The sequence below is a fragment of the Paraburkholderia sp. J8-2 genome (assembly GCF_905220195.1).
Lineage (GTDB): Bacteria > Pseudomonadota > Gammaproteobacteria > Burkholderiales > Burkholderiaceae > Paraburkholderia.
Genome location: NZ_CAJMZA010000051.1, coordinates 19,549 through 31,146, shown reverse-complemented (window position 1 = coordinate 31,146; position 11,598 = coordinate 19,549). Strand labels below are relative to the sequence as shown.

At 60.3% G+C, this 11,598-nt stretch carries 8 protein-coding genes; 3 read left to right on the top strand and 5 right to left on the bottom strand.

The features are described 5' to 3' along the window. Nucleotides 1-146: 146 nt before the first annotated feature. Nucleotides 147-803, bottom strand: coding sequence for a group II intron maturase-specific domain-containing protein (locus tag U5A52_RS41575; RefSeq protein ID WP_321940133.1), 657 nt, complete (start codon nt 801-803; stop codon nt 147-149). Nucleotides 804-2,570: 1,767 nt separating this feature from the next. On the opposite strand from U5A52_RS41575, the gene U5A52_RS41570 reads away from it, so the two are divergent. After that, entirely contained in the window at nt 2,571-5,609 is a 3,039-nt protein-coding gene (locus tag U5A52_RS41570; RefSeq protein WP_321940131.1) for an autotransporter outer membrane beta-barrel domain-containing protein, read from the top strand. 456 nt (nt 5,610-6,065) lie between these two features. After that, nucleotides 6,066-6,851 (top strand): HD-GYP domain-containing protein, encoded by a 786-nt coding sequence (locus U5A52_RS41565; RefSeq protein WP_321940129.1) that lies wholly within the window; start codon nt 6,066-6,068, stop codon nt 6,849-6,851. Between the two features lie 62 nt (nt 6,852-6,913). On the opposite strand, the gene U5A52_RS41560 is transcribed toward U5A52_RS41565, so the two are convergent. Together U5A52_RS41560 and U5A52_RS41555 are read right to left on the bottom strand one after the other, a co-directional pair. Continuing rightward, on the bottom strand, nt 6,914-8,365 hold the full coding sequence (locus tag U5A52_RS41560; protein ID WP_321940127.1) for a Na+/H+ antiporter NhaC family protein: 1,452 nt from the start codon (nt 8,363-8,365) through the stop codon (nt 6,914-6,916). Between the two features lie 102 nt (nt 8,366-8,467). Next, complete coding sequence (locus tag U5A52_RS41555) at nt 8,468-8,686, bottom strand: BON domain-containing protein (RefSeq protein WP_321940126.1); 219 nt, start codon at nt 8,684-8,686, stop codon at nt 8,468-8,470. Between the two features lie 520 nt (nt 8,687-9,206). Between U5A52_RS41555 and U5A52_RS41550 the strand changes: the two genes are divergently transcribed. Then, a complete protein-coding gene (locus tag U5A52_RS41550; protein ID WP_321940123.1) occupies nt 9,207-9,683 on the top strand; it encodes a carboxypeptidase-like regulatory domain-containing protein in 477 nt (158 codons plus the stop codon). Nucleotides 9,684-9,719: 36 nt separating this feature from the next. Here the strand turns inward: U5A52_RS41550 and U5A52_RS41545 are convergent, their stop codons facing one another. Together U5A52_RS41545 and U5A52_RS41540 are read right to left on the bottom strand one after the other, a co-directional pair. Then, the gene (locus U5A52_RS41545) at nt 9,720-10,238 is read right to left on the bottom strand and encodes a DUF308 domain-containing protein (RefSeq protein ID WP_321940120.1); all 519 of its coding nucleotides are present in this window, start codon (nt 10,236-10,238) and stop codon (nt 9,720-9,722) included. Nucleotides 10,239-10,376: 138 nt separating this feature from the next. After that, a complete protein-coding gene (locus tag U5A52_RS41540) occupies nt 10,377-11,564 on the bottom strand; it encodes an arginine deiminase (RefSeq protein ID WP_415774137.1) in 1,188 nt (395 codons plus the stop codon). Nucleotides 11,565-11,598 lie beyond the last annotated feature (34 nt).

Genomic DNA, 11,598 nt, shown 5'->3' with positions numbered 1-11,598 from the left:
GGTGCCAGCGAATGTCTCCTCTCTCTATTGACGAGTGAGTCTTCACGGTAGAGTCGAGGTGTGACGCGGTGGCGGTAGGCTGGGTTTGTCTGTTGCCGCCTCTTTCGTCTGGCGGTGCCCTATTAACCCTGGCCATAACTCCGTCTTCACACCCCGCTCATCGAACCCGCCGTGCAGATCTCCCGCAACGGGCTCTCGGACGAGGCATCACGCCTTCGTACACGGCAAGTCACTACCAAGGCCCCTGTAGACGAACGAGACCGAAATACCCATAGGGGATAAGCCCCGCCCCTGCGACGTCTTACCTTGTGCTTGGTACGTAACCACCGACGCAACCGCGTGCTGGTGTAGCTATCGAGCGCACGATATGCGCGACTGACCGTGCCTACCTTGAAGTAGTTCGCCCAACCGCGTAGCGTGCGGTTCAATTTGCCAATCAGCTCCGTGGTGTCCATCCACGTCATAGAGGCAGCGGTCAGCGCATGAACCTTCTCGACCATACGCCGGATACTCTTCTTCGACGGGCGCATACCCATACGGGCCTGTCCAGTTGTCGCCGAGTACATCCGCCCAAACGTGTAACCCAGGAAGTCAAATTCGCCTTCCGGCACCTTGCAGATTCGTGTCTTCTCCTCGTTGACTGTCAGCTTCAGCTTGCCCATGATCTCGCGCAGCTTCAGCAACGCCTCTTCGGCTTTACCTCTCTTGCACAGGATCACGAGATCGTCCGCGTAGGTCACAATGCGACTGCCAAGACTGCGCTGAAGCCCGAGCTTCTTCCACGCCAACACAAACCGGCGCATGTAGACATTCGCCAGTAGGGGTGAGTTCCGAGCCCGCTATCTCGGGCCTCCGTCGTACGCTTCTTCCGGCCTCGGTTATCGGTTTCTTCTACGGAACATTCCAGCCACATCTTGATCAGATGCAGCACACGCCGGTCAACGATGCGCCGCGCGAGCGACAACATCAAATCGGCGTGCGGAATGCTTCCAAAGTAGTCCGCGAGATCGGCGTCAACAACCTTCCCTCCACCAGTATTACACCGGCTTCAACGGTAATACGGGCCTCTCCGTCACCCCAAGGCGCCCGGCCTGTCCCTCACGGGCGTCCGGTTGGTCATCCCTGACCACGCCAGGGGGCTTCCCGTGTTGCGCGCGCTTTCCTTGTGTACATGTTGTCGCCACTACCCCGGCGCAGCGACTGGGCGTCCTGCCTGCTCATTCACCCAGCCGTATCAGCCTTCCCCGACATGGCTCTCGGGTCGGCCTGCGCATCGTCCTTTTCGAGGCTTGCTCGGCGTTCACTCGCGTTACGGCCTGCACACTCGCGCTGTCACCGTATTTCGTGACACGCTTCACCGAAGGCTTCAACCGCTTCGTTACCTCCACGATTGCTCCGGTTGGTTCCGGCTGGAGCGGTTGCCGGGTGGGGCTTTCACCCACTGGAAAAGCGCCGCCTTTTCACGGCGCACGCCATGAACGGTCCTTCATATTCGATTGGCGAACGTCTGCTCATGAGCGGCAAATTGCCGTTTGGGGACCAGCCGCTCAACTTATGCCGCTCTCTGAATTTCCCGCGCCACATCTGAGCAACCTGGCTCCCGAACGACGGGTTGCCCGCAGGTCTCGGCCGTGATCGGCGCTTGCCGGTGGTGGGTCTCCATGGCGTAAACCGTTGCTGCCGCAAGGACTGTCGGAAGTGAGACGGCCGATGTGCGAGTACTGACGTGGACCCTTCAAGTCCTAACGAACCAGCTTGGACTCGTCTACAAATACGTCAACGAATCTGATCGGATTGTCGCAGAACCACGCCTGGACTATCGCCGGAGACCGCATCAATGATCCCCTTGTTCAAAGACTTGCCTCGCATAATGCATGTCGGATATTTGCGCCGCGTTGTGTTTTTGATTGCCATCGTTATTCATTCTTGTCTTCTATCCGACCTGGAGAATTGTCGTCATTGCGCCCCGAATTCAATTACGAGTGCGGGTTATCGATGGCCATCAAGGTGTTTGGCACCTGTTTTGTCGACCGCATCCTATGCAATCGTTACCCCGTTATGATTTGATCTGGATTACTTATTTTTACGTCGTGCATCGTACATCATTGGTTCAATAACATTCCCGGCATATTTTTGAATGGTCGTGCGTACAAACATCGAGTAATCTTCATTTGCGGAACGGTCTGAAAGCCGCCGGGATAAATCAAGAATTAGAGGCGCGCACAAGAAGAGAATATTAATTTACATTTTACGTGGCTGAAATCTATTTATCCGAGGATGACAAATATTTACTCCATCTTCGCAAACATTTTCCATTTGTAGAGTTTTCCAGGACAGACAGCATCAGGATCTGGAGGTGGCAGATGAGACGTTGCCCAGAGCCTCGATACCAGCACGCATTGACGCTCACTATGCTCGTCGGTGCGACAACCACGGTAACTCCACGTAGGCGCAATAAAAATGCGTCACACTGCGCGATCCAGCGATCCGCCAGGGTTGTGATCAGGCGATTCACGGGCTCAAGCCCATCGCCCCACCGTGGTCACCCGACGCTAGTCGGAACTGCGGTCGTGGTGCTTGCCTGCAGCGCGATGCTGATTCCCGGCTTTGTCTTTGCACAGGCGACCCTTCACATTGACGGGAATACCACCGAGACCGCAGCCAGTGGTACGACGGCGTTCGGAACCGTCGTCGCGGGATTCAATAGCGGGACGGTGGGGGGCGTTCCGGGTGGCACGTTCATCGTGCCGGCTGGCGCGAACGTCGTGCTGAGCGGTCTCCATATCGGGCAGTCTACTGGTAGTACAGGACTGGTAACTGTGAACGGTGGGACGATCACGACCACGAACCCCCAGTCACAGTATTACATCGGGTTCAACGGCTCCGGGACACTCACGGTGAGCGATGGCGGTACTGTTGTTAGCAACTCCCAGAGCTACGTCGGTTACAACCCGGGCAGCAGCGGCATACTCACAGTGGATGGGCATGGCTCGAGCTACACAAACACGGGCTTTTTCGTTGTCGGCAACGGCGGTCCTGCACAATTGAACGTGACGCATGGCGGGGCGGTCTCGAGCCCTGGGGGGACGCTACAGATCGGGGCTGGGTCCACCGCGACGGCGCTCGTCAGCGGTGACGGCAGCATCCTCTCCGCCGGGACCTTTCTCGGTGTGGGTGTCAGCGCGGGCAGTGTCGGCACGTTGACGATTTCCGACGGTGGCATGGCGACGAGTGGCAGTGGGACCTATCTCGCTTTCAATGGAGCCTCGGGTGGCGCGGCCCCATCGGCAGGAACCATCGTGGTGTCGAACGGCGGGTTGCTCACCTCGCCGCTTCTGGTTGTCGGTACCAGCGGCACGGCGGATATGCAGATCCAGTCCAACGGCATCGTGACGATCAGCGGGAAGACAATCGTGGGCGCCTTCGAGGGAGCGAGTTCGATGGAGGTGAGCGGTCCGGGCGCGACCCTCAACGTTCAGAACAACGACCTGATCGTCGGTGGGCAGGGTAATGGAACGATAACCGTTTCCAACCAGGGAACCGTCAGTGTGACAGGCAGTGGCGGCACTTTCATCGCGGGCCAATGCGGCGCAGGGCTGACATCGTTCTGCGGCAACTCGCCGGTCCAGGGAGGCGCCGGCACCGTCACGGTGACCGACTCCGGTTCGGTGCTCAATGCGGGCACGGCGCTCACCGTCGGTCAATACGGCCCGGGGATGCTGACCATCGAGAAAGGCGCACGGGTTGTCGCGAACAGCGTCTCCATCGCGGAGAATGTCGGCTCTACCGGAACATTGAACATTGGCGCTGCCGCCGGTGCGGTGCCGGTCGCTCCGGGCACGCTCAACACCGGCATCCTGACGTTCGGCTCTGGCACCGGCACGCTCGTATTCAACCACACGGACACCAGCGGCAACTACGCGTTCCCTGCCGCTATTACCGGTACGGGCACGGTCAATGTCCTGCGCGGCGAAACGGTGATGACTGGTGCAAGCACGTATGCCGGTCCGACCACGATCGCGGGCGGCACGCTCGCGGCGGGTGCCGCCAACGTCTTTAGCGCGAATTCGGACTACATCGTCCAGTCTGGCGCAACGATGGATCTGCGCGGCTTCGACCAGCACGTGGCAAGCGTGGTCAATGCGGGCCTCATTCGCGTTTCCGGCGATCCGGGAACCGTGGCGATCGCGAACAACTATGTCGGCCAGAACGGCACGATTGCCCTCGACACCTTCCTCGCCGGCGACAATTCGCCCTCGGACAAGCTCATCCTCGATGGAGGGACCGCCACTGGCGCGACCAGGCTGGCGATCGCCAACGCTGGCGGTCCTGGCGCGCTGACACTCACCGACGGCATTCCGGTTGTGGAGACAATCAACGGCGGCACCACGGATCAGGAAAAATTCACGCTCGCCGGCGAGGTGCGAGGTGGCGCATTCGACTACTTTCTTTTTCGGGGCGGTGCGGCCGGATCCGAACCCGAAGACTGGTTCCTGCGCTCGGATATGGTCGTCGGGCCGGAGGGTGAGAAGGAGGAACCCGCCATCCCGAACGATGAAGTTCTTCCTCTCGATCCACCGCCGTCCGTCCTGCCTCCAGGCGAGTACCCGATCATCGGTCCTGAGATTGCTACCTATTCGGTCGTTCAACCACTCGCGCGGCAACTGGGCCTTACCATGCTCGGCACGATGCACGAGCGCATCGGCGACACGCTCACGGACGCCGGGGGCGGAACAAGCAGCGCAGGGATCGCTCACTCGGCCTGGGTCCGGGTGTTCGGTCAGCAGGTCGACAACCGCTACCAGACCTATACCGATGCTCGCGCGAACGGCCAGATGCTCGCCATGCAGGCGGGCCTCGACGTGTGGCGCGGCAGCTTCATCCCCGGCCATCACGACGCGGCCGGGGTCTATTTCGCGTACGGCAACGGCTACGTCGACGTGGACGGCCTCGTCACCAACGCGGATGCGACCGCCTATGTGCTAAGCCACACCGGCAAGGTGAACCTCAACGCGTATTCCGGCGGCGCGTACTGGACACATTTCGGCCCCGGCGGATGGTACATCGACGCGGTACTACAGGGCACCCATTACGACGGCGATGCGACGACGAAGTATGCCCGCTTGCCGATCTCGGGATCAGGGTTCGCCACGTCACTCGAAACGGGCTATCCGTTCAGCCTGCCGCTTGGGCCGGGTTTCGTGCTCGAACCCCAGGCGCAGATCATCTGGCAGCACGTTGGTCTGAGCGAGGAGAACGATGGTCTGGGTTCGGTCGATCCGGGCTCGACATCGGGTGTCACCGGCCGGCTCGGCGTGCGCGGGCAGTGGACGATCGAGGGCACCAACGGGCAGGTATGGCAGCCATACGTGCGCGCCAACCTCTGGCGAGACTGGGGCGCGCGGGCGACCACGACCTACTCCGGCGTCGACCAGGTACCACTCGCCCAGCAATCCACGCGCATGGACTTTGCTGCAGGTGTCACTGAAAAGGCCACCAGTCATTTGAGCCTGTATGGACAGTTCGGCTACAGGTTCTCGATCAACGGCTCCGCGAGCGGAAGCCGCAAGGGGGTCTGGGGCGACGTTGGTGGGCGCTATGTCTGGTAAGAGCAATCGGAGCAGCATTCGTCGTCTGGCGCCTGACTGGATCGCCGAAAACAGGAACGCGGATCGCGTGTCTCAGATATTTTGACAGCGGTCGGTGGTAGAACGATGAAACCATTGTCGACCCGGTCGGCGTAGTAGCCGGTTCGTCGCCCCCTTGCCCGGTTTGCATCATAAGTGCGGCAATGAAGTAATGCGTGGTCTGTCGTGCGTCGGCTTCCGCCCAACCAGCAAAGAAGAGATGCCTTTGTCGATCCAGATTTGCTTCGCCCCGGAAGTCGCGTCATCAGATCGCTGTGTCGTGCGGACAAACAGGACGTCAGGCAACACGCCCCAACAAGGCCTGAGCTTTCTACGATTCATGCGCAGGTTGTGGCACGCTGTGCAGCAAAGCGTTGGTTGCATCACCAATCCGAATGAACGCCCGGAAGATGCGACGGCGACCTGATTGGAGATGAAATGAAAACAGCGACTGCGCGCAGGAGCAGCGACGATGCCGATTTCACGACTCGCGGAAATAGCCTGGCAATAGCTGCACTGCTTTGCCAGGACCAGTGTATAGCGCCATTGGAGAAGACGCTCATTACGAGTCTCTTTGGCGGGGTCTGGCGGGAGGCCCTACGCCACTTCCGGTCCGTTAGTGGCTCCCTGCGACAGAACGACAACGCAGCCGTTCTTCACGAGATCATTGCACACAGCCGGAGAACAGCACGCTACGTCCGCGCCATTGCGCTCAGACAGGCTGAACTACAGGGGTGCGGCCGGCCCAATGCAGACGCTTACGCTGCAATACTCGGTGCAGCGGCGACTTTTCACGACATCGGAAAATTCGCCATGCCCGCCCGGCTCCTAGGCAAACCTGGGCGGCTTGACGTTTCCGAATTCAACGTGGTCAAACGTCATCCGATCGTCGGCGCGAACATGATTGGCCGCGCACGGGGCAGGTTTCCACCGGCTCTTGTGCAGACCGCCAGGGAGATGGCTGCATTTCACCATGAACGCTGGAACGGAAGCGGCTATCCGCGTGGGCTCAAGGGCAGCCAGATTCCGTTCGTTGCACGAGTCGCGGCAATTGCCGATGCATACGACGCTGTCTCACACGACCGCGTCTATCAGCCCGCGCGCAGCCACGACGAAGCGGTTGAGCTTATCAGCAGCGGCAGCGGAGTGAGCTTTGACCCTCATCTCGTGGAAATATTCCTTCAGATCTCAGCCGGCTTACACGCGTATCCACAAGCTTGTTGAAAAAAAGCCTGCCGTTCTCCTGGAAGTTGGCGGCAGGCGCTGTCCGGAAGTGGTTGCGAATATCAGCCATCCGGTGCTTTGGGCCCTTCCTCGTTCGAAGTCGCCGAAGGGACCTGAGGGACGCGTGGCATACGGATACCGGCATATGCAATCGCTACCGTCAGAAGCGGACTCACCACACAAAATACAGCATAAGGTGCGTAGCTAAGCGTAGGCACGCCAAGCGTCACGGCCATGTACGCGCCACAACTGTTCCAGGGGATCAGAGAACCAGTGGTTGTGGCCGAATCACCAACGGAGCGCGATAACACGATCGGCAGGTAGCCGCGCGACGCGAAGGCGTTCTTGAACATCCGGGCCGGTAGCACGACTGCAATAAACTGGTCTGCGGTAACGATATTCGTCGCAATGGTTGCCAGGACCAGGGAGCCGACCAGCGCGCCACCGCTCTTTGCCCAGTCGACCACCGGTGCAATAAGACGTTCGATCGCACCGCACTTCTCAACTACGCCTCCGAATGCGAGCGCCGTGATGATCAGCCAGATGGTATTCAACATGCTGTCCATGCCGCCGCGAGTAAGGAGCGTATCAAGCTCGGGATTGCCTGTCGTAGACTTGTAGCCGCTCGCAAGCGCGAGCCAGACGCCCTTGATCATCGCGATCCAGGTAGGCACGCCCTCTCGCGCACCGGCAAACGCGATGACCCGCGCGGGCTCGACGAAAACGGCTACAACACCGCCCGCCAGTGCGCCAAGAAAGATGGTGGTAAACGGCGGCAGCCGGAACAGCGTCAGGACAACGACAAGCACAAGAGGCACGAAGAGCACCGGTGAGATGTAGAATGCGCCCCGCATTGCCTCGACTTCGGCGCTCGCATCGAATTCGCCCGGCCGGCCAAGCAGATAGAACACGGCGAGCGTGATAATGATCGCGACAATGGAGGTCAGCAAGGTCTCGCGCACGTGGCGGTACAGGTCGACGTCTGCCGCCGCTGCCGCAAGGTTCGCTGAGTCCGAGAGCGGCGAGGACTTGTCGCCGAAATACGCGCCGGAAATCACCGCTCCTGCCGTGATGGCAGGGCTCAGCCCCATGCTCTGGGCGATACCCATCAGGCCAATTCCGATCGTCCCTGCGACAGTCCATGACGTGCCGATACTGAACGAAATCACGGCACAGATGGCTGCCGCCGTCACGTAGAAGTAATCCGGGCTCAGCAGTTTCAGCCCGTAGTAGACCATCGCGACAATGGTGCCGCAGAGCGCCCACGTGCCGATGAGCGCGCCAACCGCGAACAGGATGAGAATGGCACCGATCCCGGAACTGGCGCTTGCGTTCGCGGCCTCGCCCAGCGACGCGAGCGAATGCCCCCGCCGCCACCCGACGAATACCGCAAGCATGGTCGCGACAACAAGCGCCACCTGATTTGGCCCGTTTGCACCCGCGTCACCGAACAGATAGAAGGACAGACCGACCAGGAAGACGAGGCCAGCGATGGGAATCAGGGCTTCGAACATTGAAACCGGCTGCGGTGACACGGGCCTCTTCATAGCCATACTCCGTTTGCTGCCCGGCGCTCTCTGTGATGCCCCTGCGGTCGAAGTTCAAGAGCTCGCGCCTCAGCGCGCGCCGCCAGGACCAGTTCGTAACGTTAACCGGTTCGTTACTGCCCTCACACCCCGGACTGACCTTGCTGCGTTACCGGCCCGCGCGATCTGTGAGTGTTGTGGCACCGACCCTGTCAGTGTAACGATGCCGCCGCGTACCCGGACTTGAATGTTCATGGAATTCAGACCCGGTGTCCGCACGAGAGCACGGCGGACGTCACTGGCCAGCATCGTATCCGACCTGCCTCGCTGCGTAGATGCCGCGACCGCGCCAGTATGCGCGGACGCATCGACAGCGGGACTTGCACTTGTTTGTGCGCTCGCATGGGTTGCGCCATTTCCGATGGCGACTGCCAACAGGGTACCGATGAGTTGTCGCCTGCCGCTGCATCTCATGCTCGTTCCAGGGGTTGCACGGTGTTTCCACGTGGATGAAAAGAAACCTGCAACCGTTTGCAATGCTCTTTCTGATTGAGTTGATTCAGTTCATTTCGATGATACACCAGGCGCTCTCTGATTCATTCGGTCTGCTAACTCCTTTGCGCACCGTCACCGACACGCGGAAGGCGCGGGGAGCTGAAAAACGCTAACCTTTTATGAGGCCTGCGCGGGCGGCGCCCAACCACCACCCATGCACCTGGCCGCGACCCGGAACGCAACGCGTCTCCGGTTTCCTGCAGTCATACTCCAGCCCGACGGACCCGACAGTTTAGTTGCTCGCCCGAAGTCGGCAACACAGCAAGGAGTGGTCATGACAAGTGTGCACCGCAATGCCCCCTGGATTTCCTCCACCATGCTCGCTGCATCGCTCGCGCTCGTATTGGCGAGCGGCGCTGTCGCGCAGACCACCGCGCCCACAAGCGCCAGCGAGATCCACCGAACCGGCATGCCAGCGACGGAGCAACAAGGCGACGTCTCGTTCGTGTCCGGCGGGGTCGGTCGCGACGAGTCGACTGCGCTCAGGCAGGCACGCAGCCAGTGGCCGCTGTCGCTGCAGTTCACCGGCCCTGGGGCGTCTTACGTCGCCGACGTCGAGGTGCAGATCGCCAACGCCAGCGGCACAAGCGTGCTCGATACCCGTACGCATGGACCGTACTTGCTCGTGCGGTTGCCGCCAGGCCGCTACGCGGTTACCGCCACCTATAGCGGCGTTACGAGGAGACAGACCGTAAACGTCCGCGGCAACGGCAGCGCGCGCGCCACGATCTCGTTTCCGCGCAGTCACTGAGCGCGCGATTGCGCGGTTGCGCACCGAAGCGCCCTTTCAGGTCTGTACGCGCTTTCGGTAATGGCCGGCAAGCGGCACCAGGCCCATTGCAATCAGATCCACGCCGAGAAATATAGAGAGCAATGTGCCTGGAACGTTCGGAAAATTTGCCGCAAGTGTTACGGCTAGCAGCATCGACAGCATCGCGCTGGCAAGGCTTATGTTGTTGATCTTCGCATCCTGTTCGACTGACGCGACGACCTTGAAGAAGCCGTCGAGAACGAAGAAGATCATCAGCATCACGGTCAGACCTCGCGCGCGTGCACTGTCATTCACGAGAATCAGCACGCCGATAAGCACCGGAACAACGACTGGAGGAATCTTCCGGATGATGAGTTTCCAGCCTTTCGTTACGAAAAGATTCAATGCATGCACGAAGCCACAGATCAGCAGCATCCGCGCGATGAAAATCGTCCCAACAGGGGACCCGGTGGCCAGCGGAACAATGATGCAAAATAGTCCCACTACGACGAGAAGAGTTGAACCGGCAATGGGGAAAATGGCATTCTTTTTCATGGCAGAAAGAAGTCTCAAGAGGCGTCCTCGATAACCTGTATCTTGATTACACACCTCATCGTGAGAGATTCGTGCGTCTGTAATCGAGGAGATCCTCACGACAGCCCCGTTTCAGAAGGGTGAGTCGCATCCGGGCGGCTATTCAGCCGGGTCTCGAACAATCGGACACGTCATGCAATGGCCACCACCGCGCCCGCGCCCCAGCTCTGCACCCACGATACTCACGACTTCGATTCCAGCCTTGCGCAGCATCGTGTTCGTATAGGTGTTGCGGTCGTAAGCGAACACGACGCCAGGAGACGTGCATACCAGGTTCGCGCCGCTGTCCCACTGCGTGCGTTCGCGCTGGTAGTCGTTGCCGCCCGCTTCCACCACGCGCATTTTCTTGATGCCGAGCGCGGCGCTCACCACCTCGACGAAGGACTTTTTCTCCTGATGCAGTTCCACACCCGCCGGGTGATCGCTGGGCCGGTAGGTGAAGGTGCGGGTGCGCGCGAGAAAGTCCGGCGCAATCAGCACGCAGTCGCGATCTGCGAACGTGAAAACCGTATCGAGGTGCATGGCTGCGCGAATTTTCGGCATGGCCGCGACAATGACCTGCTCGGCCGCGCCCTTCTTGAACAACGTGGCGGCGAGCAGGCTGATCGCCTGGCGCGACGTGCGCTCGCTCATGCCGATCAGCACGGTCTTGTTGCCGATGGGCATGACGTCGCCGCCTTCGAGCGTCGCCATGCCGTGATCTTCAGTGGGGTCGCCCCACCACACGTTGACCTTGCCCGCGAAGTCCGGATGGAAGCGGTAGATCGCCGCCGCAAGAATCGTTTCCTCGTGCCGCGCGGGCCAGTACAGCGGATTGAGCGTCACACCGCCGTAAATCCAGCACGTGGTGTCGCGCGTGTACAGCGTGTTCGGCAGCGGCGGCAGGAGATATTCGGTGGACCCGGCCGCTTCGCGTACGACCTTCAGCGCCGCGCCGCCGTGCGATTCGGGGAAGTCGTAGATCGAGAGGCCGCCAAGCAAGGTCTCGGCCAGCTTGCGATCCTCGAGCCCTTCGAGATAGCTGCGCAGTTCTTCGATGAAACCCAGCCCGACCTGGTTCGGCACGATCTGATTGTCGAGAATCCACTTCTTGCCTTCGGGCACGGCAACGGTTTCGGCGAGCAGGTTGTGCATTTCCACGACTTCGACGCCGCGGTCGCGCATTTTCGTGACAAAGTCGAAATGGTCGCGCTTCGCGTTGTCGACCCACAGCACGTCGTCGAACAGCAACTCGTCGCAATTGCTCGGCGTGAGACGCGAATGCGCCATGCCGGGCGCGCACACCATCACCTTGCGCAGTTGCCCGACTTCCGAATACACC

Coding starts and splice junctions, on each gene's coding strand:
- U5A52_RS41575 (WP_321940133.1), bottom strand. CDS start 803: ATGCGCCGGTTTGTGTTGGCGTGGAAGAAGCTCGGGCTTCAGCGCAGT.
- U5A52_RS41565 (WP_321940129.1), top strand. CDS start 6,066: ATGAAAACAGCGACTGCGCGCAGGAGCAGCGACGATGCCGATTTCACG.
- U5A52_RS41560 (WP_321940127.1), bottom strand. CDS start 8,365: ATGTTCGAAGCCCTGATTCCCATCGCTGGCCTCGTCTTCCTGGTCGGT.
- U5A52_RS41555 (WP_321940126.1), bottom strand. CDS start 8,686: ATGCTGGCCAGTGACGTCCGCCGTGCTCTCGTGCGGACACCGGGTCTG.
- U5A52_RS41550 (WP_321940123.1), top strand. CDS start 9,207: ATGACAAGTGTGCACCGCAATGCCCCCTGGATTTCCTCCACCATGCTC.
- U5A52_RS41545 (WP_321940120.1), bottom strand. CDS start 10,238: ATGAAAAAGAATGCCATTTTCCCCATTGCCGGTTCAACTCTTCTCGTC.
- U5A52_RS41540 (WP_415774137.1), bottom strand. CDS start 11,564: ATGGTGTGCGCGCCCGGCATGGCGCATTCGCGTCTCACGCCGAGCAAT.